27 protein-coding genes are annotated in these 25,346 nt (G+C 47.3%); 1 reads left to right on the top strand and 26 read right to left on the bottom strand.

Going from position 1 to position 25,346, the window contains the following annotated elements; translation table 11 throughout:
* Positions 1–1,377: an FAD-dependent oxidoreductase gene (locus PRUB_RS10690; protein WP_010385627.1), complete on the top strand. Its 1,377-nt coding sequence runs from the start codon at positions 1–3 to the stop codon at positions 1,375–1,377.
* Here PRUB_RS10690 and PRUB_RS10685 read toward each other — a convergent pair.
* From PRUB_RS10685 to PRUB_RS10560, 26 genes are all read right to left on the bottom strand, one after another.
* Complete coding sequence (locus PRUB_RS10685) at positions 1,374–2,363, bottom strand: GNAT family N-acetyltransferase (protein WP_010385628.1); 990 nt, start codon at positions 2,361–2,363, stop codon at positions 1,374–1,376. The genes PRUB_RS10690 and PRUB_RS10685 overlap by 4 nt on opposite strands.
* Positions 2,353–3,030 carry a class I SAM-dependent methyltransferase gene (locus PRUB_RS10680; protein ID WP_010385629.1) on the bottom strand — a complete coding sequence of 226 codons (678 nt, stop codon included), beginning with the start codon at positions 3,028–3,030 and terminating at the stop codon, positions 2,353–2,355. Before PRUB_RS10680 ends, PRUB_RS10685 begins: the two co-directional genes overlap by 11 nt.
* Before the next feature lie 31 nt (positions 3,031–3,061).
* Complete coding sequence (locus PRUB_RS10675) at positions 3,062–3,805, bottom strand: nucleotidyltransferase family protein (protein ID WP_010385630.1); 744 nt, start codon at positions 3,803–3,805, stop codon at positions 3,062–3,064.
* Between the two features lies 1 nt (position 3,806).
* Complete coding sequence (locus tag PRUB_RS10670; protein ID WP_010385631.1) at positions 3,807–5,270, bottom strand: PfkB family carbohydrate kinase; 1,464 nt, start codon at positions 5,268–5,270, stop codon at positions 3,807–3,809.
* Complete coding sequence (locus PRUB_RS10665; RefSeq protein ID WP_010385632.1) at positions 5,258–6,142, bottom strand: SDR family oxidoreductase; 885 nt, start codon at positions 6,140–6,142, stop codon at positions 5,258–5,260. The genes PRUB_RS10670 and PRUB_RS10665 overlap by 13 nt, the downstream gene beginning before the upstream one ends.
* Complete coding sequence (locus PRUB_RS10660; RefSeq protein ID WP_010385633.1) at positions 6,121–7,182, bottom strand: Gfo/Idh/MocA family protein; 1,062 nt, start codon at positions 7,180–7,182, stop codon at positions 6,121–6,123. Before PRUB_RS10660 ends, PRUB_RS10665 begins: the two co-directional genes overlap by 22 nt.
* Positions 7,163–8,449, bottom strand: a complete 1,287-nt coding sequence (locus PRUB_RS10655) for a class I SAM-dependent methyltransferase (protein WP_010385635.1) — start codon at positions 8,447–8,449, stop codon at positions 7,163–7,165. The genes PRUB_RS10660 and PRUB_RS10655 overlap by 20 nt, the downstream gene beginning before the upstream one ends.
* A gap of 11 nt (positions 8,450–8,460) precedes the next feature.
* The gene (locus tag PRUB_RS10650; protein WP_242065237.1) at positions 8,461–9,027 is read right to left on the bottom strand and encodes a DegT/DnrJ/EryC1/StrS family aminotransferase; all 567 of its coding nucleotides are present in this window, start codon (positions 9,025–9,027) and stop codon (positions 8,461–8,463) included.
* Between the two features lie 4 nt (positions 9,028–9,031).
* A complete protein-coding gene (locus PRUB_RS10645; RefSeq protein WP_242065236.1) occupies positions 9,032–9,586 on the bottom strand; it encodes a class I SAM-dependent methyltransferase in 555 nt (184 codons plus the stop codon).
* 11 nt (positions 9,587–9,597) lie between these two features.
* Positions 9,598–10,827 carry a DegT/DnrJ/EryC1/StrS family aminotransferase gene (locus tag PRUB_RS10640; RefSeq protein WP_010385636.1) on the bottom strand — a complete coding sequence of 410 codons (1,230 nt, stop codon included), beginning with the start codon at positions 10,825–10,827 and terminating at the stop codon, positions 9,598–9,600.
* Positions 10,817–11,350, bottom strand: a complete 534-nt coding sequence (locus PRUB_RS10635; RefSeq protein WP_010385637.1) for a WbuC family cupin fold metalloprotein — start codon at positions 11,348–11,350, stop codon at positions 10,817–10,819. The genes PRUB_RS10640 and PRUB_RS10635 overlap by 11 nt, the downstream gene beginning before the upstream one ends.
* Positions 11,347–12,126 carry an AAC(3) family N-acetyltransferase gene (locus PRUB_RS10630; RefSeq protein WP_010385638.1) on the bottom strand — a complete coding sequence of 260 codons (780 nt, stop codon included), beginning with the start codon at positions 12,124–12,126 and terminating at the stop codon, positions 11,347–11,349. Before PRUB_RS10630 ends, PRUB_RS10635 begins: the two co-directional genes overlap by 4 nt.
* Positions 12,126–13,403, bottom strand: coding sequence for a hypothetical protein (locus PRUB_RS10625; RefSeq protein ID WP_010385639.1), 1,278 nt, complete (start codon positions 13,401–13,403; stop codon positions 12,126–12,128). Before PRUB_RS10625 ends, PRUB_RS10630 begins: the two co-directional genes overlap by 1 nt.
* A 4-nt stretch (positions 13,404–13,407) precedes the next feature.
* Positions 13,408–14,310, bottom strand: a complete 903-nt coding sequence (locus PRUB_RS10620) for a class I SAM-dependent methyltransferase (RefSeq protein ID WP_010385640.1) — start codon at positions 14,308–14,310, stop codon at positions 13,408–13,410.
* 3 nt (positions 14,311–14,313) lie between these two features.
* The gene (locus PRUB_RS10615) at positions 14,314–15,465 is read right to left on the bottom strand and encodes an FkbM family methyltransferase (protein ID WP_010385641.1); all 1,152 of its coding nucleotides are present in this window, start codon (positions 15,463–15,465) and stop codon (positions 14,314–14,316) included.
* Positions 15,466–15,469: 4 nt separating this feature from the next.
* Complete coding sequence (locus PRUB_RS10610) at positions 15,470–16,435, bottom strand: radical SAM/SPASM domain-containing protein (RefSeq protein ID WP_010385642.1); 966 nt, start codon at positions 16,433–16,435, stop codon at positions 15,470–15,472.
* A 17-nt stretch (positions 16,436–16,452) separates the two neighbouring features.
* On the bottom strand, positions 16,453–17,490 hold the full coding sequence (locus PRUB_RS10605; protein WP_010385644.1) for a zinc-binding dehydrogenase: 1,038 nt from the start codon (positions 17,488–17,490) through the stop codon (positions 16,453–16,455).
* Entirely contained in the window at positions 17,491–18,495 is a 1,005-nt protein-coding gene (locus PRUB_RS10600) for a phosphotransferase (RefSeq protein WP_010385645.1), read from the bottom strand.
* Complete coding sequence (locus tag PRUB_RS10595) at positions 18,477–19,085, bottom strand: HAD family hydrolase (RefSeq protein ID WP_010385646.1); 609 nt, start codon at positions 19,083–19,085, stop codon at positions 18,477–18,479. The genes PRUB_RS10600 and PRUB_RS10595 overlap by 19 nt, the downstream gene beginning before the upstream one ends.
* Entirely contained in the window at positions 19,082–20,002 is a 921-nt protein-coding gene (locus PRUB_RS10590) for a transketolase family protein (RefSeq protein WP_010385647.1), read from the bottom strand. The genes PRUB_RS10595 and PRUB_RS10590 overlap by 4 nt, the downstream gene beginning before the upstream one ends.
* Entirely contained in the window at positions 19,999–20,799 is an 801-nt protein-coding gene (locus PRUB_RS10585; protein ID WP_052026477.1) for a transketolase, read from the bottom strand. Before PRUB_RS10585 ends, PRUB_RS10590 begins: the two co-directional genes overlap by 4 nt.
* Positions 20,800–21,047: 248 nt before the next feature.
* Positions 21,048–22,049, bottom strand: coding sequence for a TylF/MycF/NovP-related O-methyltransferase (locus tag PRUB_RS10580; RefSeq protein WP_010385649.1), 1,002 nt, complete (start codon positions 22,047–22,049; stop codon positions 21,048–21,050).
* A 52-nt stretch (positions 22,050–22,101) separates the two neighbouring features.
* Positions 22,102–22,794 carry a class I SAM-dependent methyltransferase gene (locus PRUB_RS10575; RefSeq protein WP_242065235.1) on the bottom strand — a complete coding sequence of 231 codons (693 nt, stop codon included), beginning with the start codon at positions 22,792–22,794 and terminating at the stop codon, positions 22,102–22,104.
* Positions 22,772–23,761, bottom strand: coding sequence for a GDP-mannose 4,6-dehydratase (locus tag PRUB_RS10570; RefSeq protein ID WP_010385652.1), 990 nt, complete (start codon positions 23,759–23,761; stop codon positions 22,772–22,774). The genes PRUB_RS10575 and PRUB_RS10570 overlap by 23 nt, the downstream gene beginning before the upstream one ends.
* A complete protein-coding gene (locus tag PRUB_RS10565; protein ID WP_010385655.1) occupies positions 23,754–24,365 on the bottom strand; it encodes an SIS domain-containing protein in 612 nt (203 codons plus the stop codon). Before PRUB_RS10565 ends, PRUB_RS10570 begins: the two co-directional genes overlap by 8 nt.
* Positions 24,362–25,309 (bottom strand): NAD-dependent epimerase/dehydratase family protein, encoded by a 948-nt coding sequence (locus tag PRUB_RS10560; RefSeq protein WP_010385656.1) that lies wholly within the window; start codon positions 25,307–25,309, stop codon positions 24,362–24,364. Before PRUB_RS10560 ends, PRUB_RS10565 begins: the two co-directional genes overlap by 4 nt.
* Positions 25,310–25,346 lie beyond the last annotated feature (37 nt).

The following is a 25,346-nucleotide window of genomic DNA, read 5'->3' as shown; positions in this document are numbered from 1 at the left end:
ATGGCAAATAATCAGGCAGTTGTAGTAGGCGGTGGCATTTGTGGCATGGTTGCGGCTGTGCTTTTAAAACAACGATTTGATCAGGTGGTACTGATTGAACAGGCCGACACTGTGGGGGGGTTGTTTTGCTCTGTTAAAGACAGCTCTGGCGCTGCCTATGATATGGGCTCACACATTCCCAACGCGACAGGTGTTGCGGAGCTGGATGACATTTTGTTTGCCGATGCGGATACTGACAGCTGGCATAAAATTGCCAGGTTGTGCTCAGGGAACTACTTTGCTGGTAGCTGGGACTTGAATAGCCCATTTCCGGATGCGTCAAAACTCCCACAAGATATCTACCAGAAGGGCTGCGGCGAGCTTATCAATCATACCGACTTGCCACAGTCTGGCTTGATTTATGAGTATTGTGCCAATTCTTTGGGAATTGTGTTCACAGAAAGCATTGTCGTGCCGATATTACGCAAACTCTATGGTCAGGATGCTCCCCTGAAGCGCCTGACTATGGCAGCAGGGTTATTTGGCTTTACCCGCATTCTGGCGTTGCCAGCCGATGTCGCTGCAACCCTTAAGCAGCTACCGGCCTTCGATGCCAAGCTGGGGTATCAGCGAGAATCTGATTTTCAACAGCGCAAAGCACAGGATAACCTGAGTGAGGTAACTTACTATTACCCGACGACCGGAGAGGGGATTGGTTACTGGGTCACGCAGCTACAAAAACGTGTAGAGCAGGCTGGTGTTGAAATCATCACATCAGAACGCGTTGCACAGATAGTTCACCAGAACAACAAGGTAACGAGTCTGACCCTGGCGAATAGTGCGCGCACTTTGGCATGCGATTTTCTATTCTGGAGCGCGCCTCCTTTTATCGCACTGGGTGCGATGGGACTGACGCCAGCCAGAGGTCAGGTGACCTTGCGTACCGCACTTATTTTCCACCTCAACTTTGATCGGCCTTTGCTGGATAACAAGTCACATTATTTGTGGGTCTGGGATGCGAACAGCGCTATTTTTCGACTGACTTTGTATCCTAATCTAACCGGGCAAAATCAACACCATCATTTATCCGCAGAAATACTATGCAGTCCTGATGAGGTGGCGTCCTTTTCAGAATCTGAGATCATCGAACAGCTAAAATCTATGGGCATCGTCGATCCGCACGCGCAATGTGTCAGTGGGCAGACTCAGGTCATTAACAACACCTTCCCCGTACCGACAACAGAATTCCAGGCTGTCAATCAGCAGAACTATGAGACCTTGACAGGATGCGTTGATAACGTCGTTGTCTCGGGTCGTTTTAGTGGTAAGTGCTGGCGTCAGGCAGAAGTATTGGTTGAGGCGTACGAGTCAATTATGCGGGCAACCGACGCAAATTAAGCGTCGGGTTTGTCCAGTCGGATGTGAAAATACGGTTCGACGTTACCACCAAAGCTCAATTTGAACCACCCCCGCTGTGGACTGTTGATCCCCTCTAAGTCTAACTTTGACACGCCTTTTTGGGCGAGTAGCGGAAAAGCCTGCCATAACACCGCGGTGCCAGTATGGCTGTCTCGCATTTCAGGGTGATTTGCACCATAAAAATAATAGGCCGTATCCCCCTGGAGTAAGTAGGTCGCAAAGCTGCCTATTTCTTGGTTACTGGTGTGTGCCTGATACATACAGAGCAGGCCCTGTTGTGCCAGGCTTTTGATTCTCACCGCGAGCGTATCCAGTTGAGCTGGGCTAATTTCAATGCCCTGGCGTGCCATGGTGAGGCCGTAATAATGGGCAAATAGTGTAAAGTCGTACGACTCACTGAGCGTCACCTGTTTCTTAATACCGTAGCGGATCTCCTGTCGCCTTGATACCGAACTATTGTTATAGTTGTCTGAGTGCTCAAGTGCTGACAAAGGCGCGGCAAACTCATCTAACTCAAGCACGGACGTGTAGCGAGGCGTGACAGCATATTTAGGGCCATCGTTGTGGTAGTTAACCCATAAGAATGCGCGAATGTCTTGGATGGCCGGATGTAGCTTCAGGGTTACCTGAGCATAGCGCTCAGCAAGGTACTCAGCAATGTACTCTTGCGCAGCAAATAACTCCGAATGACGCTGGGCGCGATTCAGGTGATCTATATTGCGATGCATAATCCCGTCATGGATCACGTCATGATGACCGACGACGCGTTGTTCATGCTCATCCACGATCAGCAACACCGCGGCAATTTTCTCTTTGCCCTTACAGCAGTAATAAGCGTGGTACTTAACGTCCAGTAAAGCGATAAATTGGCTGTGAACAAACGGGGTACCATGGGGTGAAGTTGCAATGAAGCTGTCCCAGTTTTGGTCCAGCTCACACGGCTCAAGGCTAAACTTATTCTTCATGAGCGGGCTTTTTTAATACCATACTCCACGCTGCGTGGACGCCATCACTGCCATATTCACTGGATTGACCGTGACTGAGCGAGACAATATCAAACTTAGCGACGAGCTGGTGGATCAGCTCAGCGTCGAAAAAGTTAACATTGCCGACATCAGCAAACGGGCCCCAGGTGTAACCGGTTTTGGTATAGTGATCGACCGACTCTGGTGCTTTGGCGTAGTCAGAATGCTCAGTGCTGAACCAGTCTGTGATCAGTATGACACCACCGGGTTTGAGTCGGTCATACGCTTGGTCAAGATAGCGTTGAATACTGCTGGCCGGATTATGCACAGATGCGCCCCGGTCAACAATTAAGTCAAATTGTGCCTCAAAAGGCCAGGGTTGTGTAAAGTCGCCGACATATAAGTTATCAGCAATGTCACTGAACCGCTTTTTTAGTTCTCCGATGATAAAGTCACTGCCATCAATGCCATACACGTTTGGGCAATAACTCAAGAAAAATGGAAAATTTGCGCCAGCACCACATCCTACTTCCAGAATAGTAAATGTTTCATCGCCGTCTCTCAGGCGGGTATTACGCAACGCACCACTGACAACTTCACTCCATGGCCACACGGACATGTGCTGATTGCTGCGGTAGAGTTGATCCCAGTTTTGACAAAATGACATATGTAAATCCTTCGAAGTAACTATGCTGTGATTAAGCAAGGTTTGAGCCAGTATTACAGGTGTGATGCGCAGTCTGTTTGGCTAGGTTTTGCGCGTGTGCGTAGCTTTGTGGAGTACCAATATCAATATAGTGGTCGTCTACTCGCCAGCCTTGCAGTTTGCCAACCATATTCGGCACTATATCGATACTCAGCTCGTAATGCTGATTGGGTTTTAGGTCTGAAAAGTACCGCTCGTACACCGCGGGTCCAAATATAAACAGGGCACCACTGGCAAGATTTCCGGGTGGGTTTGCGACTTTCTCATGAAACTCCTGGATGACCTGATATTCGTCCAGCTGCACAATGCCGCAGCTTTGCGGTGTTGGTGTTTCAAACAGTAACAAAGTTGCATCGGTGTTTGCCTGGCGCTGGTGATGTGCTTCAAGCATGCCTTGTAGCGAGCTTTGACAATAGTTATCAGCATGGATCACCAGGCACGTTTCGTCCTGCCAGAATCTTCGGTTAGCGACCAGCGTCCCGGCGGTACCCAACAGTTCAGTTTCATAACTTAATGTGATGCGGGCATTGTCAGGGTGCGCAGCCACATAGGCTTCAACCTGCTCACTGAAATAGTGTGTATTGATCAGGATCTCTTCTACCCCTAGTTGAACTAGCTTGTTTATCCACAAGCCAAGCAGGGGCACATCATTAATGGGAACCAGGCACTTTGGCAGTGTGTTGGTAATTGGCTGAAGGCGGGTACCAAGACCAGCAGCGAGTAAAATGGCTTTCATATTAACTAAATGAGTCCTTGACGGCTTTTTCCAGTATTTGACAGGACAACGGGGTGTTGCCCAGAGATGCAACCTGACAAGCGGCTGCCAGACTCCCCAGATAGCAGGCTTGCCATATGTTGGCACCTGCAACCAGTGCTAAAGAGCTGGCTGCCAGCAGGCAGTCGCCAGCGCCCGCAGGGTCAACGGCGTTTGGGTTCAGTGCTGGCAGGCGATCATTTTCCCACTTTTGCAAGGGCAGATCGGGTTTATGCACCAGTATCCCTTCCTCAGCCAGCGTAATCACCAGATTCTGACTTTGTGTTTTCTCGATCAGTTTTTGCGCCAGGACCACCAGGCCATCATCGGTATTATTCAGTGCAACACGCACTTCTCTCTCTGTCGGCGTTAGCAGGTCCATTCCACAATACCGTGAAATGTCACCCACCTGAGAGGAGGTCTGGCTGTCCGCGACCATACGAATGTTACGCTGCTGACACGCCGTACTTAAGCGTTCAACAAGCGGTTGAGGTAATACACCATAATTAAAATCGGAAAAGACCAGCAGATCTGTCGAATCCAGCTTTTGCTCTATGGCATTGTAAATTTGTTCCTGTAATTCACGGGCAATTTTGTGCTGCCTGACCTGATTAACACGCAGCAGTGTTTTGTTACCTGCCCGATATCTGGTTTTTAGTGGGGTAGGGCGGCTTGTGTCGGTAAAGAACAAGGGCTCGACCTGATAACCTGAGATATTCTCAGTGGCGTAGAAGGCCGTATTATCCTCACCCAGCACCGAAGCCAGTGTCACCTCTTTGGCACCCAGTGCTTTGATATGCCCGGCAGTGATGGCTGCCCCACCCAGAAACCTGTCTTTACGGTTAGGTGTCATCACTATGGTGGGGTCTTCCTGAGATAATCCGACGGCTGTACCTTGCACGTACTCATCGACAATGACCTCTCCAATCACGAGTACCCGTAAGGCCCGCATACTTTCAAACAGGCTGACTAAGTCGGATTGTGTGATGCCATGACGTTGTGCAAATTGCTTGGCTTCCTGGTAGTCAAAGTTTCGTCCAACTGAGGTGGTGCGGCGAATATAATGGTCAGCATTGGTCTCAAATTCACCAGAGCCGAACACCAGTTTACCACCATATTGCTGCAGCGCGCTCAACTCGGCATTGTGCCGGGTTTCAAACTCTTTCCCTTTAACTACAATGGCCGGTTGGTGTTGCTCTACGACCTGCTCCGGCGGCTGATCGGTCAGAAAAGCCTCGTCAACACATTCAAGCGACTGCACAATTTCCAAACGGTGTTTTTCTTTTACCCGGCTTTTTACGGCCATTGCTGAATCAGTATTGATTGCGACAATGAGCTCATCACCGCAATCCCGGGCGAAATTGAGCAATCTGATGTGACCCGGATGGAGCACATCAAAATTGCCCTGTACTAACACGCGTTTTGGCTTATGAGTTATTTTTTCCATTGCCCGATACCGGTTTCAATACAGCTTTGCACAGATGTGAAGTTGAATTCAGAGAAGCGTGCAGAGTTTATCATGGTTGTGTTCAGGGGGCGCTTACCACTTGGGTCCAGCTCTGAAAAACGGATTTGCTGAAGCGGTGTATCACTTTGTAGTGCAGTGGCTATCATTTTAGCCAGGTCATAGCGACTGAAGGATTCTGGGTTGCAAAAGTTAAACACACCTTTAACGTTTTGCTCTACCAGGAAGTCGACAGCACGGACAATATCTTTGACGTCAGTCGGATTGAAAATCAAATCCGTGGCGGCTTTGACCGGATCCCCTGAGTTTATCTGGCCTGCGATATCATTGAGGATCGTTCCGTCAGCGCCTGGGCTGCCAATGATTTTTGCCAGCCGTATGACAGTGGCCTGACCTTCAGTGAGTGACATCAAAGCTGTCTCTACACGGCGTTTTTGCTTGCCATACTCAGAAACGGCAGGGGCTAAGCTATCATCGGTATAGCCTCCCTGATCACCGGTAAAAACATTGTCAGAAGAGACAAAGATAATCGGGATCTGCTGTTCATGGAGTTCGTTGATCAGGGCAAGTGTTGCGTCAACATTCACTTTGGCTGCTTTTTGGGGATCCGCGTTAATTGCGCCAATGTTGGTGAGTGAAGCGCAAATGATGGCTATATAGTGACACGACGAACTCAGTGTCAGATCAGCCAGCGTGTTTTCCTGAAGCTGAAACTGTTGCATGCCTGGTTGTGGATTACGGGCATAGGTGCCAATTGAATTCGGCCGTGTCTTTATGAAGTGGCTAAACAAGTGGCTGCCCAGTAACCCGCTGGCACCAAATATAATTGGCGTTAATTGTTGATCTTTTGCCATATTGCCTCTGCAAGTTGAATGTCGGATAGTGCCTCACTAGCAGCGATTGGGCTGCTAAGGTTATGCTGTTGCAATGCATCAAGAAACGCCTGAGCTTGCTCTTTAAATGCCCAGGACCAGGGAACCTGATACTGGGTTTTTTCGCTGATCTCACCGTTGCGCTGCAATTCGACCCGGGCAGGGACATTACGTAGCAGAGCGGGTGGCAAAGTAAGCTGCAACTGACCATGTTCAAACACAAATGTGCACTGTTCCTGCCAGTCTTTTTGGTCTACTTCACCCGTATGCAAAGTCACGAGCTGGCGGTCAGTCCGCATAACACACACATGGGCTTTTGCCGATACAAAGTTAAAGTACTCGACGCCCAAGTCACAGTCTAGAAAATACCTGAGTAAATTCAACAAGTGTGAGTGTACGTTGACATAGCGCGCGAACAGCGGACGATGTTCTTTAGTGAGCCAGTCAGGTGCAAAGTCGGCCTCATCAGGCATTTGCGGTCGTGGCTGCTGAGAGTGAATATAGCCACCAGCTTTGCAATAGCTATCACCCATGTAGCAGTGGGCGTTGACCTGCAGTAATTCGCCTAATTCTTTAGTGTCGATCAGCTGTGAAAAAACGGCTTTTGCTTTTATTACACCGCCATCAAAGCGTTTCATGTAACCCACGCAGTAAACGAGCCCTCGGGCTTTGGCCAGTTCGACCAATGCGCTGGCATCTTTACTGTTACCAGCCATGGGCTTTTCACTGAACACATGTTTCCCGGCGAGCAGACAATCTCTGACCACTTCTACGGTGTGAGCACGTGCTGTTACGACCACAACGGCATCAATGTCATCGTCCTCAAGCAGCGCATGGTGATCGGCATAGGTGTGATTAAAACCAAACTTGCTGGCAACTTGTACCAGCAATTCTGGGCGCAGATCCGCTATTCCGTGTAGTTCACAGTCAGTCAGCTGAGCATAGTTCTCAATATGCGCAACCTGGCCGATGAAACCGGCGCCAATGAAGCCCAGTTTTATTTTAGCGGATGAAGTCTGCATAGTTCTCTTTCGTGATGAGTACGACCTGGGGTGTTAAGGTTAAAAATGCACCGCCTTGTTCGAGATAATCCAGGTGCTTTCTGACAATGGCTTTGGCATGGATCCAGGCCAGTATCACGGTTAATTTTGGCATTGTGTCCATGAGCTTTGCGGTTGGCTCAACGAGAATACTGTCGCCGGGTGAGTAGCGTCCAACTTTTTGTGCGTGGTCATCATAAATTTCTGTGATGTCAGCACCAATGTCATATTGAGTTAACAGCATAGGGCCACTGCGTGCCGCACCATAAGCTGCGATGACACCAGGTTGGTGCTTGGCAATCAGGGCCTTGGCTTGCTCTTTCATGGTGTCAAAGCGCGCAACGAATGCATTCATTGTGGTCATGCTGTGCAAGTCACTGGCGTCCTCTTGTTTGACCATCTCAGCAACAGAAGGCTGAGTTGGGCGAGGGCCTGATTTATGCTGAGCGAATCCGATAATGGAACCACCCTGGATCGACACATGCTCAACATGGATCACTTCCAGCCCTTCTGCGGCAAGAAAGTTGATCATAGGTTTAAGAGAATGGTTGCATAAATGTTCATGGAAGATGGTACCAATAAGCATCTTATCTATGATGTCTTTGAGATAGGATACTTCAAACACAAATAACCCATCGGCTGCCAGGGTTGTTGCAATTCCTTTGAGCAGGTCACGCATTTCGTCCGCATGTGCAAACACGTTAAAAGCGGTTACTAAAGAAGCCTGACCGTGCTGAGCAACAATTTTTTGGCCGTTTTCGGCAGTCATTAAGTCCGCAATTGTTTCAATCCCATTGCGGGTAGCCTGGGCTGCAATATCGCTGGCCGGATCGATGCCTAGTACTTTGAAGCCTTTTTCTTTAAAGCACTTTAAGAAGGTCCCGTCATTGCTGCCTACATCCAGCACGAAGGGCTGAGGAAGCGGGCCATATTTGTCGAGGATCAGCTCTGAAACGTCTTTAAAGTGATCGATGATCCCCTGAGTCTGACCTGAATGGTAAGTGTAATCAGCCCACAGGTACTCAGGTGCAATCACATCTAATATTTGCACATGGCCGCAATCCTGACAGATATAGAGATCAACAGGGAACAGTGGGCAGGTGTCTTTTTGTTGTGAGTCACTGTACTTTTCAGCAATCGGTGTTGGCTTGAAAGGGATAGCTTTGACCACGTTTTCGCTGAGGCATAATCGACAGTCATTTCTGTGATGAAAATACTGCTTTGCCAATTCACTCTGACTTTGGTTCATAAGGGTTCTCATTATTTTAAATCAGCTTTCATTGAATCTAAAAAGTAGGCTTCTACTTTTAGGAACGCTTCATAAATGATTTGCGCTGTTTCGATTGTATAATTTTCATTTAGATAGAGATTAAAAGAGGCATCTCTTGCTGCAATAGCGTTAGGTGTTTTTTTGTCCGATACCAGGTGTTTTTTCGCCCAGGGCCACTGGGATACCACAAAACGGTAGTGTGGGTTCAGCTCAACCCCTTCCCCGAGCAGCGCATTACAGAATGCGTCTTTGTCCAGAGTATGATCATCTGTGTTTAAATACACCGTCAGGAAAAAAGGCGAGGTGCCATCGATAAACGCCTCCGCTGTGCACAGTTGCGTGGAATTGATGAGCTCTATCATCCGTGAGCAGAATAGCGCTCTTTTTTTGATGGTGTCATCTAACCTCATCAATGAGGCGATGCCGATGGCACAAGAGAGCTCGTTGGTGTTCCAGTTAAGGGCGGGGAACATGTACGTTTCTGCATTGCGTTCCTGATAATCTTCACTGGCAAAATCTTTCCCTCTGTCGCCGTGGGCAAGGACTTTATAGTACAAGCTTTTACACGTTAAAAGCGGTTACTAAAGAAGCCTGACCGTGCTGAGCAACAATTTTTTGGCCGTTTTCGGCAGTCATTAAGTCCGCAATTGTTTCAATCCCATTGCGGGTAGCCTGGGCTGCAATATCGCTGGCCGGATCGATGCCTAGTACTTTGAAGCCTTTTTCTTTAAAGCACTTTAAGAAGGTCCCGTCATTGCTGCCTACATCCAGCACGAAGGGCTGAGGAAGCGGGCCATATTTGTCGAGGATCAGCTCTGAAACGTCTTTAAAGTGATCGATGATCCCCTGAGTCTGACCTGAATGGTAAGTGTAATCAGCCCACAGGTACTCAGGTGCAATCACATCTAATATTTGCACATGGCCGCAATCCTGACAGATATAGAGATCAACAGGGAACAGTGGGCAGGTGTCTTTTTGTTGTGAGTCACTGTACTTTTCAGCAATCGGTGTTGGCTTGAAAGGGATAGCTTTGACCACGTTTTCGCTGAGGCATAATCGACAGTCATTTCTGTGATGAAAATACTGCTTTGCCAATTCACTCTGACTTTGGTTCATAAGGGTTCTCATTATTTTAAATCAGCTTTCATTGAATCTAAAAAGTAGGCTTCTACTTTTAGGAACGCTTCATAAATGATTTGCGCTGTTTCGATTGTATAATTTTCATTTAGATAGAGATTAAAAGAGGCATCTCTTGCTGCAATAGCGTTAGGTGTTTTTTTGTCCGATACCAGGTGTTTTTTCGCCCAGGGCCACTGGGATACCACAAAACGGTAGTGTGGGTTCAGCTCAACCCCTTCCCCGAGCAGCGCATTACAGAATGCGTCTTTGTCCAGAGTATGATCATCTGTGTTTAAATACACCGTCAGGAAAAAAGGCGAGGTGCCATCGATAAACGCCTCCGCTGTGCACAGTTGCGTGGAATTGATGAGCTCTATCATCCGTGAGCAGAATAGCGCTCTTTTTTTGATGGTGTCATCTAACCTCATCAATGAGGCGATGCCGATGGCACAAGAGAGCTCGTTGGTGTTCCAGTTAAGGGCGGGGAACATGTACGTTTCTGCATTGCGTTCCTGATAATCTTCACTGGCAAAATCTTTCCCTCTGTCGCCGTGGGCAAGGACTTTATAGTACAAGCTTTTATCTTGGGTATAAATAAGCCCGCCACTTCCCCCGGAAGCCAGACTTTTTCTGTACATGGTTGACAGTGCTGCAATATCGCCAAATGTGCCGAGTTTTTTCCCTTTGCAGTGTGCGCCGGGAGATTGTGAGCAATCCTCCAGTAACTTGATACCCCTTGCTTTTGCTTGTTCAGCAATCAGTTCGATATCTGCGGCAATGCCTGCGCAATGGACGAGCAAAATGGCGCTTGTTTCGGGTGTGATGACTTGTTCAATCTGAGCCCATGAGGTATTCAAACTGCCTGGTTCAGTGTCTGCCAGAGATACCTTATAGCCGTTCAAAATTGCCGCATTCAAGGAGCCGGGATCTGTAATTGGCGACATGACGATATGGCTACCTTCAGGCAGCTCTAATGCAGCAAGTGCCACGAATAAGGCGCCTGTACCCGTTGCTACAGCAGCCGTAAAGCCACCGCCCATATACTCGCTGAATTTTTCACAGTAGCTATTTTCAAATGGGCCAAAGTAGCCCGGGTCAACATCGGAGTTAGAGTAATAGCTGACCGCTTCATTTAACGCGCTCACCTCTGCCTCACCAAAAGCGACACGCTTTGGCATTCCCTGGGTGATCAGTTTCTCACCCCCATGAATGGCTAGTATTTGTTTATTACGTTTCATCGTTCTTATTTTCTAAATAGGTATCTTGCAATGCTTGATAGAATTGCTTCAAAGCAGCCGGCTCTTGTGGTTGAGGTGACCATGGTGGAATCGCCACATCTTGCTCTTTGTCATAAGGGCCAGCATATATTTCATGGTAGATGGCGTACTGACTTGTGCAAAGTGGCAGATGCCAAATATCTCCATTGATACGCTGGATCAGTGATCGGTTTGGATTTTTACTGTTAGAGCTAAGATGCATGATGTCGATTACGGTGCCATCATCATCAAACAGGAAAGTGCTAAGCTCACCGTCAATTAAATGGATCGACTCACTCTTGCCGGGTGGATGTTTATGCACCGGAAATAATGCACCTTTCAATACCACAATGATCATTTCCTGAATGAGGCTGTTAGTATCCTGATGCAGACAAAGTCGATAGTGATTGCTGCCCGATGATTGCGCCTTAAGCAATAGTTCTTTAATTTTTTCCTGGTCAATCGCTAAGTGAGGCGATGTATTGAATTCAGCGAGGTGACTCATATTGTTGACCGCTCCATATATGAGTATGGCGCAAGGGTTGCGTGCAAAGAGGATGCAAATGCCTGCTTGACGACGTGTGACAACACACTGACATTTACCAGCGTGACATCATACTGACCAAAGTGGAAAACATGTATGCCATCAGAGCGTTGTAGCCGTGAACCAAACTGATGAAAATCACGCACTCGCTTGGTATGTCTGTGTAGCCGATACTCAACCGGGTTGCCTGATTTATCCACCAGGGTATAGTTTTCCAGGTTTTGTGTCAGATAGATTTCAGGCGCAAATATTTCTTCGAAATGGTGGATATAGGTGCAGCTCTCCAAAGCTACACCCAGGTGCAATATGTAGCACTGTTCGCGCAGCGCTGAGTTTTCTATTATGCCGTATGGACTATGCACAGAGCATGGGCCAGGATCCAGGTGGTGGGCGGCTGTTATCTCGTGGGCATCTCGTCCTATTGCCGCTACCGAATGGGTAGGGTGAAGGCTACGGTGAGTGGCGAATTGAGTACGAAATAACTCAGTCATAACACCGGTATGTGAGCGTGTCTTGTGCCAGTCAAATACCGGATTTTGCGGTGTGACAGTGCGCCAGCTCATGGTTGGCATGATGACGTTGCCGGTTTTGCAGTGTTCCACCAGGGTTTCACACAATGCAGCAGGGGCAACCTGATGTTGGGCCAGGGGCCTAAAAGCACTATGCACGATTAAAGTAGCGTTTTGTGTCACTCCCCCAGTGCGCAATGCCCGGGTAAGAAAGTCATAAAATTGCACTAGTTACTTCCTTCCAAACGGCTAATTTGAGTGTCAAAAGCAGTGGAGATAGACTCATAGGTCTCCTGCTCCAAAATAACCTGATGAAGGCCATTGTGTGCAAAAAACTGCTCGCGCTTACTGGTGCTGATCCCGGTTTTTTCCACATTGGATTTGCTGGTGGCAAAATGGCTTTCACTCACGGGCGTGAATCGAATAGAAGAACATCCAGGAATGAAGTAGTAAGCAAAACTGGGCCCGGATGAGGCGCTAAAGTTAATGTAGGCTGCATCGTAAAACGCGAGCCTTAACGCAAAATTGATTGAAGCGGCAGGTAGCTCAATCACTTTATCCGAAAACATTGGCTTTGAAGTACATTCAATCGTATCTCGCATCACCACTGGCAGGTATTTGTCGAAATCTAATTCTTCTATGAACGTTTGCCATGGTGCAGTATCTGAGTTTCTCTCTGGATGAGTCTGGGTATTGCGAAACGTGAAGGTCAGCAGCTTCTTGTTCTCGGCACCGTAACTTTGTATCAGGTTGTTCACTAGCTGTTTGGCAAACGCACTGATACTGAGTTCTGGCATGTTAGTTTCAATGTTGTCGTACTGCTGCAGTTTAGCCAGGCCAAAAGCAATACCTGTGTCGGTTGCCAGAAAATCATCCGGGAAAATGAATTTTTTATCGCCGAGTATATGTTTTGATTCCTGACGCGAGGTAAGCTCAGTGACCCCAACTACTGACCCCAGGCTTTCAAATATTGGTTTGACAATATTTCTGATCCGCCACGTATGTTCTTGTAGCGGGTAGTTACTGCAAAATGCCAGTTTATCGTCAGTGCTATATTTTGGGATGATCACAAAATGTATGTGCTTGAGGCCGAGGCGCTTGCGCTCTGCCTCAGCGACTGCGGTAAAGCTTAGCGCATCATAGCAGGGGAGGTTCAGTTTGGTATCGTAAACAACATACAATGTGCTATCCGTATTGATTTGGGGAGATACCGCGTCAATACAGCTTTCTATCTGACAGCTTGCGATGTTGTAGAAGAACAGTTTTTCCAGCGGAAATCCCGCATCCAGCAAAGTGTTGGCAATATCGTCAACAAACATCGAACAGATAATCACTTTGTCAAAAGACGCAATGCCTGACGCCTGGATTTGCTTGATACTGACAGCCATTCTGTTTTGTGATAATTCACCGCCTCGCGTCGTAACAAGCGTCGCGTTGGGGAAAGTCCCCAACAGCTGTTCTGTAATACTGTTAACGCCGTACAGAATGACATTTTGTTTACCCATATTGTTAGAAACCACTCCCTAAGTAGATAAAGTGATCACTATCCAGCGGCAGTCTGGCTTGCTCTTTTTGAATAGGTGCCTTTAGTTTAGGTCTGGCGGATTGTACAAATTTTTGATAGTTGACACGCCAATCCACGGCATTTTCATCAAGGTATTGCATTTGGATCGGGCTCTTATTTGCTGTTGAGTTTTCACCTTTTTCAGCAACAACAATAACATGCATTAACCCATCGATAGATTTACAGGCATCAATGTAATTGTAAGCTCCCCCTCTGGTGAAATCAGGCTTCCATTCGTATAAGTCAGTTTTAAACTTATAGACGCTATCAGATGCATCTCTTGCAACTGTCACGTAAACCTTGCAATCGCGGAATTCATTGATTGAGTAGTAACTGAAGAACCATTCGGGCGAATACATCAGGTAAGCACCGGCAACCGAGCTGGCACACTCTATGTGTATGATCCTGCCACCAGGCTTGAGCAAATGGGTGGTATTTTGTAAAAAGGAGACGGGGTTAAAGATATTATCCATACAGCTGCCGTTGTATATGGCATCAAATTTACCCACTAACTCGGCGCTCAACGGCTCATTCATATCTTGAATGATATCAGCCCCTTCATAATCAGAGCGATCCAGGCAATGGTAGTTGAGGTTTGGCGACAGGGCACTGAGCAAGTCGTGATCATACAGTGATTGATTGCCATGACGTGTAGCGGAATCAAATTTTTCATCAGAGATCAGAGACTTTACCTTGCTGGTGTCTAGTTGATGGTCTTCCATCAACTGCACAATATCATTCAACTCAACATTAACCGTTTGTTTTCCAATACACAGAAAATCACCCGCAAGTTCTTTGAACTGGTTTTCCAACAGCATTAGTTGAAAAGTTTGTCGATTTATACCCATAATTTATGCCTTAATTTTTGGAAGTGCATAGAGCACTGTTTCTACGAGCCCACCATCGTGCTGCCGTAAATAAAACTGGTAGACACCCGGCGCAATCGCTTCAACCTGTTGTTGCAAAGAGAAAATGTGCTCGGGCTGGTGGTACGCTGAAATTGCCAGCGCAGGCGTCTCTTTTGCAATGAGCGTTTCTGCGCCTGCCAGAGCAAGAGGCTCAAATGCTTCAATGTTCATTTTGATTAGCGTCGGGGTTGCATTAGCGAGCTCTGTATCTAAATTGGTAATATCCACGGCGACTTCTCCTGCATCGGTAAACAGCGATGCCCGCTCTTTGTTCGCAGAGAAATACAAGGTGCTGACTTTGTCACCAACGCCTTTGTTGATACATGTGACTTTGCCTGACTCCGAGGTGTTAGCAACCAGTCTTTCGAATGTCGAGGGATCCGGTTCAAAAGCGAACACTTGTTTAACACGCTCTGTGTATCTGGACAAATGCAGCAAGACACTGTCGCCATCATAAGAGCCGCAGTCGACGTATACTTCGGCAAAGGGCGTGAGATCGATTGCTCTTGGCTCATATAATTGCCAATCGACAATGGGGTCGAAAACGGTTGGTACACCAAAGATACGATAGTTTAAACAGGCTTCTAAAACCTGCACTGAGGTCTCATCAACCAGGGTATCAGCAAGCTGCGTGATATCATCCACACCTGATTTGAGGATTTCCAGCATGTTTTTATGAAAGAAATGGGGTTCAAAGGTGTCAGGGTAAAGCGTTTGCAAATGCAAAAATGGGGTAACGGAGCGTGCTTTTGACTCCTGACAAAGCTTATAGGCATTCAGCGTTCTGTGAGTGGCGAGAATGACGTGTGCATTGCAAACGATTGGGTCCGAAAAGGGCTGAACCAGATACTTATCCAACAGGCATTGTCCTTTTTTGGCTGGATTCATATCAACTATGGTTAAGTCAGATGCCCCCATAGCGTCTAAAATCTCTAATAATCTCACGCCTTCGTCTGCGGCACCTAAAATTACTACGGGTTCTGACTGTAGTTGTTTAAGAGTGACACAGTTTTTTCTTTGTTCAGCTCTGATAGCCTCAATGTCATTGTTTTTCAGGTATTGGCTGAATTGTGCCAAGTTTAAATAGTCTTGCATCAAATTACCTGCTTTTCCAAGTGTTTAGCCTGTCGATTCGGTTGTAAAAAGTGAATTCTGCGGATTGGCGAATGAGTAAGTTTCCTTCTTGTCTCTCTGTGAAGCTGTTTGAAGCCCAGCGGTCACAGTTTTCACAAAAAGGTACTTTATTCCAGTCACCATTTTCATGGTGTTTGCGGATTTCGTTTAACTTGTCGCCTTGCCATACGTTTTGAACGCCTTCTTCCACGGCATTACCCACCACCACGTCTTTAAATCCGTCCAGACAACAAATTGAGACATCACCATTGGTGTGTATTGTCATCGTCTCATACAACTCTGCGCATGGAATTCTATCTTCAGGGTTAATTTTAATATTGGGGAATTTACCGTTTTCGAAAATCTCACCCACCCGAACAAAATCCGCTATTTCGGTCCACTTTTCTATGAATTCTTGTTCTTCATGCTGATTTTCTGGTTGTTTTGTGAAAGAGACGCCTATTCTTGGTACTGCTGAGTCGCCACGTATGGCTAGTAATTGCAAGACGTGGTCCTGGATCTTTTCAAGCTTTTCGACGCCACGAATTTTGCTCAACGTTTCGTTCGTTGTCGAGTCAATACTGATGGTAATGCTGTCAACGCCGATTTCCACTAAATTGGTTGCGGTCTTTTTGTTGAGCAGCAGTGCATTGGTATTCATAGACAGCGTAAAGCCGCGACGTTTCATACTTCTCAGGTGCATCATGATGTCCCGACCCATAAGTGGTTCACTCCACAATCCAGGTCCGATGGTGGTTGTATGACCAACTATCTCATCAAGTATTTGCTTCGCGTCCGTTGCCTTCATTTGTTTTTTTATGATGGCATTAACTTTGGGATTATCGGTATCACCATGAACGACACACATCGGGCATTTCAGATTGCAGTCCGAGCTCAGATCCATCAGAACACGTTTCGGATACTTGGTTAGCTTCGGTTTATTGGTACTCATAATGACCTCCCCGGTAATCAGCTGGCAATTTCGATCACGGCCCGGATAATTTTTTTGTTTTTCAGATCTTCCAGGGCTTCATTTACTTCATCCAATCGATACACTCGACTAAGCAAGGCTTCCAGGTCGACCTCATTATTCTGGTATAGTTTGATAAACTTAGGAATATCAACATCTGGCTTGGAGCCGCCACCCCAGCTACCTCGGATCGATTTACCTCTGTGGAATGCATGTGGTTCCAGTGCTATCTTTTCTTCAGCACGAGGGTGTGAGGCGAATATACACTGGCCTCCATTGTCCTTCACAGACTCAAAAGCTTGCTCTATGGTGCGTGTGGTACCACCTGCTTCAATACTGTAATCAACACCGATGTTGTTTGTCAGTTTAATGATTTCAGAGACCGGATCGCAGCTGCTGGCATCTATGGTGTGTGTGGCACCAAGCTGTTTGGCTATCTCAAGTTTTTGCGGGCTGACGTCCACGGCAATCAACTTCGTAGGAGAAAAGAGCTTTGCTGCAAGTAACGCACTCATGCCGATCCCACCCATGCCAAAAATGGCGATGTGTTTTTCTGATTCAGGCTTTAATTCGTTAAAGACAATACCCATGCCTGTAGGGAGTGCACAGCCAAACAGGATCGCGATTTTTTCCGGAAAGTCAGCAGGAAGTTTCACCACTCGGTTTTCGGCAACGATGCTTTTTTCACTCAGGGTCGTGGCGCTGCCTGAATTGATGAGGTAACCATCATGCGGGTATTTTCCGCCAGGTGCATCAAGGCCATCGCCTTTGAGCCAGCCTATTACGACTTTATCTCCGGGTTGTACTTTAGACACTCCCTCTCCGACGCTTTCGACAATGCCTACGCCCTCATGACCGAGCAGATGAGGAAGGTACTTGTCTTCACCCCGGCCGCCGCTGACTTCCATTAATTGTGAATGACACAAGCCGCTGTATAGGATTTTGACCTGAACCTGACCTGTGGTTAATTCCGGAAGCGCAATGCCATCAACAATTTTTAAGGGCTGACCTGTTTCGAATAATATAGCTGCTTTCATTTAACTGTCTCTAAGTAGGTTCTGTAATTGATGTATTTTATGGTCAATTTGTTCAAAATAGCGTTTGCTCTTATTGAGTTGCTGTAACTGCATTTGCTGCAGTTTTGCTTCCTTTTCTTTTAAGCAAGAAATGTTCCAGGAAAACGCTCTGCGCATTTGTACATCGGGTAAAAATTCATTGAGCATGATTAGGCACCACTTGAGCAAAGTGAGCTCATAGATGGCTTTGAGTGTGGCAGGCTCTGATGCTTGCGTCTTAAATAATGGCGACTGCAAAAATTGTGGCAAATAGGAGAGTGCAACAGGCAATGCTGGCTGAGCAAAGAAGTCGCAAAGCAATTTCCAGCTGCTGTCTGTGCCCGCATACTCAAAGTCAATAAAGTACATTTGGCCTGCACTTTTAAGTGCGTTGTGAAAGCCAAAATCGGAAGGCGAAACCACATCTTTAGGGCATGCTTGTTGCCAATCGATGCCAGGTGTCGCGCTAATGAGCTGGGTGCGGGTTTCTATCTGTGTCAGCAGTGCATCCAGGTCCTGATTGCCTCTGTGCGCTTCAAATCGGGTTAGACGGTTCGTGATCAGATGAACAAAGTCTGCCAAAAGGGCTGGGCTGTCTGTCGCTTCATTCAGTGCAGCACGGGCAATATTTGGCCCATTAATGGCCTGAATAAAATCATAGGCAGCGCTGATGTCATGCTGTGTGATTTGTTCAACAGCCTGGCCATCAATAAATTCATAAATGGCAGAAAGTGTTGCCGGGCAATAGTTCAGGGGACGAGCGATCTGAGTGATACCTGCTGCAGACAACTGACAGCTAAACTGATATTCATTGTGAAGTTTGTTAAGTGCTCGTGCGCCTGGTGCAAAGCGCTTCAGGAAATATGCTTTGCCGCCCGCACTAAGTTTGTAGCCCTGATTATTTGCACCCTGGGGCAAGTCTGAGCAGTGCCAGTCTTCCCGACCCAAAGTGCGGCTAATAAAGTGTGTTAGTTCGACTGAGAACATAGCCAGGCATCCAGAGCTTGCCATTGGTTGATATGTGCGCCGTCGTAGTTCGGGTGTTTGTCTGGCGCAAACAAAACGCCCTGGCATTGGGCGGGAAAATCGCTGTGAGTCAGAATGCTGGGCAAATCATCGATAAATACGGCGCAGTCAAGTTGTGCAATTCGCGCGATCTTTTGCTCTTTGGTCTCATTGAAGAAGACAGCATCAGAACAAACAGGTGCATCAATTGAACCGATAAACTTATGGCTGATGAGCCACTGGGTCGCCGCTTCATGAAAGTCGACCCGTTCTCCGATAATCGGGTATTTCGTTTTATGTGATACTATGGCCAGTTGGTGACCCTGAGCTTGCAAGCGCTGCATCGCATCGAATGCGCCTGGATACGGCCGTGCCTGAGTAATTTCTTTGCCGTAGACGATGCCTTGTAACTCAGTCCATCTGGCTTCGTTATCCTGGCTGATAAAGTATTGTTTGACCTCATTCTTACTTTGGCCAACCGACTCAGGTAACCAACCAAGCGCACAGCCGACGCGATAAAACACGCCGGTGTAGTCGGCAATGGTGTTATCAAAATCAATACCGATGATCACACTACACCTCGCTCTGATAAGGTATTCATAATATCAGTCACAGTCAGGCCTGCTTTCGCTCTGGCATCCGCGGTAGAGTGCACCTGATCGATAAAGCGGTCGGGGATTCCGAAACGGTGTACCCGTGGCCAGTTTGCCTGTTCGCTAAAGTATTCCAAAACCGCACTACCGAAGCCACCATTGACATTGTGCTCTTCGAGTGTGATCACGTGGTCAAAACGTGTCATTGCGTCGTTGAGGTAATCCTGGTCCAGTGGCTTAACGGTGTGGAAGCTCACCAGCTCAGGTGACACACCACGTTCGTTTAAGGTGCGCACTAATTCCTGTGCCAGTGGCATAATGGTGCCGCTACTGAGTACGGCAATACGCTCACCGGGGCACATCACATGCACCTTGCCAAAGGTAAGAGCAGGTTTACTCTCGTGTACCGCTGGCTCGTTCTTTTTACCGATCCTGAAGTAACAGGGCGCATTGAGCTTGATTAGCTGTGGCATCAGTTGCTCTAGTTCATAGGCATCAGCCGGGCAGATCACGTGCATATTTGGCAAGGCACGCATCAAAGCAATGTCTTCGAACGAGTGATGAGTCGGGCCCAGGTTGGCATACGATAAGCCAGAGCCGGTACCGACGATGATCACAGGTTGATTCTGATAGGCGATATCAATCTTGATCTGCTCAAAGTTCCGTGACGTGGTAAACGGGGTGATAGTATAAATAAAGGGTTTGTGGCCCATCATTGCGCTGCCTGCGGCCATAGAAGCCATATTGGCTTCGGCGATCCCGGCATTGATGGTGCGGTCTTCTGCAAACTCTTTTAACGGGTTAAATAACCGATTGCCGATATCTGCATAATAAAGCAGCAGGCTGTTGTCATCTTTGGCAAGCTCAGTCAGGACTCGTGCAAATGCGTTTCTCATGATAATCCCAGCTCCTGTTTCGCGTGCGCAACTTCTTCTTCTGTTGGAATACGATAATGCCAGTTATTGTCGTTTTCCATAAATGACACACCTTTGCCTTTTACAGTATCCGCGACAATGCATACAGGTTGTTGGATGGATTTCGCGGCTTCCAAAGCCTGTACCAGCGCACTGAGATCATGACCGTCGACACGCATTGTATGCCAGCCGAATGCACGCCATTTCTCTTCCAATGGCTCCAGGTGCATGATGTCGGTACTTTCACCAGTACCTTGTAACTTGTTAAAATCGACAATGGCAACCAGGTTACTTAAGCGCTTGCCGGCCGCAAACATCGCCGCCTCCCAGACCGTACCTTCATTGATTTCGCCGTCGCCCATGAGCACATAAAAATGGTTATTGGCCCCCTGGAGCTGTTTACTGAGTGCCATACCTGTTGCCAGAGACAGCGCATGGCCCAGAGATCCTGAGACTGTTTCTACACCATCGGGGGCATGGATCCCCGGGTGCTCCTCAAATCGACTGCCTGTGCTGCCGTGCTGATATAAATCTTCAATAGGAAAGAACCCACGGTAGGCCAAGCTTGTATATAAAGCACTGGCGGCATGGCCTTTACCAAGTAAAAAATAGTCTCGCTCCGGATGCATTGGCTGATCAGGGTATATGTTCATCACGTTCCAATATAAGGCTGTGAGAATATCTACACATGACAGGCAGCTACCCAGGTGAGGGGTTTTTGTTTTGTTTGAAACATCGCACAAAGTATGGCGAATTTGAGCTGAAATTAAATGGGTCATATTAATTTACTTTCTTACTTATTAATTGCTCAAAGTACTGCAAAGTCGGCTTGGGCGTATCGTGAGCGCTTTGTCTTTTACAGGAGGCGAAGCAGCTGGAAAATGCCATGACTCGTTTATCTGGATTGTTAATCCGCAGATAATCGGGCCATACTAACGCAAAGTACCCGTTGGTTGGCATTGTGTCAGATAATACAGTTTGCATACTGCTTCTCCTCTTCAAGAAAAACGTCACTAATTTAGTGAGATTACTTAGGTTGGTATGAGTGAATCACTTTCACATGAGAACCAAATCCATAGTATTCTCTGTCGTTAAACACTATCTGGTATTTATCACAAATATCAGTCCATGCTTTTTGTTGTCCATACAAAGGTGAATTGTTGTTACAGCTCCAATCATCAAACATTAATACCGCACCGGCTGACAGCATATTGTTGGCCAATAAGTGCTCAAGTACTTGCATTGTGGACTCATACAAATCACAATCTAAGTGTACTAAGCTAAATTGCGTGCCAGCGGCAATGGTAGGTAGCGTTTCGTTAAACCAACCTTCGTAAGTTTGAAAGTTGTTAAAATCAAGCTGTGAGCGTATTGTATCGCTCAGCTTGTCCGCACTGATTGAAGCACAAGCACATTCACCCCATACACCCGCTTGTACTAGCGGAGACTCCAAATCAACTTCACTTTTAGAAACGGGCAGTCCTTCAAAACTATCGAACAAATGCAGTTTGCTATTTGTTTCGTAGTAATTATTACAGTCGCGCATTGTTTTGCTGAGCATGTAACTAGACTGGCCGGTACCACATCCAAACTCTGCAATGTCGCCTTTGATACCAATCGAAATAACCAGTTCGGTATATTTCGCAAGCGTTCTAAAGGTTTCTTCTCTGAGCGACACATAAGGTTTGTAATCTGGCTCTTTATGGTCTGAGTAAACGTGGAAAATATTATCGTTTACACTGGTTCCGTCCATCAGGTTTTGATGGGCAACTTCAATTTTGTCAGGTGAAATACCGAGTGACTCTAACTGTGGTCTTATTTGTTTTCTATACTGACTGGCAATGATTATTTTATCAAAGTCCAGCCCTAGGAGTTGCTCTGGTGCCATAATCTCAACACCAAACATCTCGGTATACCAAATAGACTCATTGTTATCGGAAAAAGCAACTACGTTTATATCACTCTGGGTTTTTAAGAGTTGATATGTATTGCTTCCGCCTTTTCCTGCTCCAAATATTACTACTTCCATTTTTTGTCCTTACAGCTTATTGGGTAATTCACACAAGTTTGGTTTGCTCCGGTTAAGGAATAAACCAATAAAAATCGCCAGTATATCCGTTGTCGCGGAAGAACTGCTTCCAGTCATCCACATGCATTATTGTTTTGGCGGTCAGAGCCCATTCCATCATGCGCTCTTTTTCTTCGTCGTTGCGATAAGCATCAACGGTAATGAAAGACTTGCCACGGCTGACGCGTTCAATTTCACGCAGTGCCATGGCACATTCATTTTCTTCCAGGTTGTGAATTGTGTTGATTGACATCACCACATCAAAGCTATCGTCTTCGTAGGGCAGCGCTTTGGCGTTGCCTTGCGTCAGCAGATCTTTGACTTCTTCTTTGGCATGTTCCAATGCGTATTCTGAAATATCCAGTCCGCGCAATGTCATACCTGGGATCAACTGTTGCAGGTCGTACAGCATAAAGCCTTTTGCACATCCCACGTCTAGCAAGCTGGAGCCTGCATCGAGGCCGAAGTGTGCTTTGAGATCCGGTACCACGGGTTGCCAGAAACGGGGGAAGTAACTAAAGCCACCATAACCATAGGTACGATCGCCATCAAAGAAGTCCTTGCCATATTGTCTGGCAATTTCACGGTCCGCTTCGGTGATCACGTTGGCGCGACCTTTGGTATCGCGCTTAGATTTAGGGTAATTTCTTAATAAATCGATTTCTTGTCCGGACATGGGGATCTCACGCTTTATGAATGTAGTCATGGGGTAATGTGCCAAGTTCGCTCTGGTACTGTTTCACCCAGGCGATGGTGCGCTCCAGGCCGTTTTCCAGCGAGACTTGATCCTGCCAGTTGAGTTCTGAGCGAACCTTGTTGCTGTCGAGCAGGTAAGCTGCATCTTTGCCGAGACGGTCTTCTGTCACAGCGCAGACCTGTTCAAAGGGGACTTGCAGCATATCGCAGATAAGCTCAACCAATGCGCGGATGGTGATTATGCGTTCGGTCGAAATATGATAGGTCTCGCCCAGTGTGCCGTGACTGCCTATTTTCAGTGTGGCATCTGACACATCATCGATATGAATAAATGAACGGGTAGAGTGACCGCCGCCGTGCAGGGGTAATACCTTACCTAACAAGGCAAACAAAATGGTTCTTGGGATGATGCGATAGAGTTGCTGTCCTTCACCATACACATTCGCTGCGCGGGTAAATAATACCGGGAACTTGTAGACATCAAAAAACGTATGCAAGCTCATGTCTGCCGCAGCACGCGACACCGCATAAGGGGTGCTGGGTTGGTAGTTACGGTGCTCTTGCACCAGGCCTTCGCAGCTACCGTAGACTTCTGGCGTAGAGATATGCACGTACTTGTCCAGGTGATCCAGATCCTTGAGTTGGTTATGCAGTTTGATGGTCGAGACTGCATTGGTCATAAACCAGTGTTCCGGATATTGCCAGCTTTGTCCCACCATGCTCTGTGCTGCAAAGTTATAGACTGTACTGACTTTATGGCGTTTGATGAGCGCCATGATGTCGTCCTGCTGGTGGTTCAGGTCGAGCTGATGAAAGTCTGGCTGGTTTGCCTGCCATTTGTAGGGCAACAGCGCGTTATGGGGTTCTGCTGAGCGGCTGACAGCCAGCACTGACTGTTCTTGTTTTAGTAAATGGGCGCAAAACGATGCGCCCGAAAAGGAGTTACTACCGAGTACAAGGATTGGCGCATTAGCCATGATTGAGCTCCTGATAAAGGGCTTTCATTAATATGTGTCCGATCACCACTTGGGTATCCTCGGAGATCTGCATGTCCTGGATCGCAAAGTGAAATGCCTGGTCAACCAGAGGCTTGGCTTTACCGCCATCAAAACCGAGGATCCCGACTGTATGCATACCCAGCAATTGAGCTTGCTCTATGGCACGGATGATATTGCCAGAATTGCCGCTACCAGAGAGCACCAGCAGGACATCGTGTTTGCCTGCTTTGACTTTGAGCTGATGAGCAAAAATGTTGTCGTAGCCAATGTCATTACCGAGGCAGGTTAACACCGAGCTGTTTGCTGCCAGCGCCTCGACTTTGAGGGCATCTCCCTGGGGGTGAACGCCAAATGTAAAATCGTTCGCAAGGTGGATAGCATTGGCGGCAGACCCACCATTGCCACATAAATACAAGGTACCGCCTTTGGCCTTCATATCCAGCAAAGTGCTGACCAGCTGTTTGACGTCATTACCATCGAGCTGCGTCAGTACCTGACTCAGTGTATGCACATAGTCTTCGGTCAGGGCGACAATGGGATCCCGACGAGGGATTGGGGCGACGATGCCTTGCTGCTTGCTCATAATACTTCTCGCTGCATCCATTTAAGGTTATAAAAGCGATCTTCATTTTTTAACTGGCCTGCGCGGTACGCGGCGATCAGCTCTTCAATCGCTATGGCGACCGTTTTAGTCGGCTTAAAGCCGGTCGCCAGGAGTTTGTCTGAATTGATGCGGTAACATCTCGGGTCGTTTGATGGTGTCACTTCAATGTCGCACTCAACCTGAGCCTTCACCATGTTGGCAATGTCCATGATGGAGATGTTCTCAAAGCCTGCATTGAACACCCCACTGGTTTTCTCTGGATGCTCCAGCATATAGATATACAGGTCCGTAATATCGTCGATATGGATGTTTGGTCTTACTTGCGCACCACCAAAAACGGTGATTTTGCCATTCTCAAGTGCCTGCATCGTCAACATATTGACGGACACATCCAGTCTTTGGCGGGGCGATAAACCGCACACGGTGGCAGGGCGAACAATTTGTACAGCCATATCGTCGGCATAGCTTAGTAGCACACGCTCGGCGACCATTTTGGTTTTGTTATATTCTGAGATGGGCTCTAAAGTTAGGTCTTCAGTGACCTGCTCTTCATCTTTTACACCGTAGACACTGCCTGAAGAGGCGTAAATGAATTGCTTGATACCGGCACGTTTCGCTTTGTCAGCCAGTTGCATTGTGGCCAGTGCGCTTACTTCCCAGGTCAGTTTAGGGTCCAGGTCTCCACAGGGATCATTGGCAATAGAGGCCAGATGAATAATGCTGTCTACACCATCCAGTTCAATATCTGAGGTATGACGCACGTCACCCTTGATCACAGTAAGGTTGTCATGTGCAGGCAGGAAGTTACCGAACCATTGGGTGTCCAGCGCAATAACCTGGTAGCCTTTGGCGAGCAGCTTAGGTACTAATACCGTGCCCTTATATCCGGTGGCACCGGTCACTAAAACGGTTTTATTGCTCATTTTTCTCTCTTTTTGAATATTTTAATCACCCGGTATG

The sequence above is a fragment of the Pseudoalteromonas rubra genome (genome assembly GCF_000238295.3).
GTDB lineage: Bacteria > Pseudomonadota > Gammaproteobacteria > Enterobacterales > Alteromonadaceae > Pseudoalteromonas > Pseudoalteromonas rubra.
The sequence above is the reverse complement of the archived record's forward strand: the minus strand, read 5'-3'. Positions and strand labels throughout refer to the sequence as shown.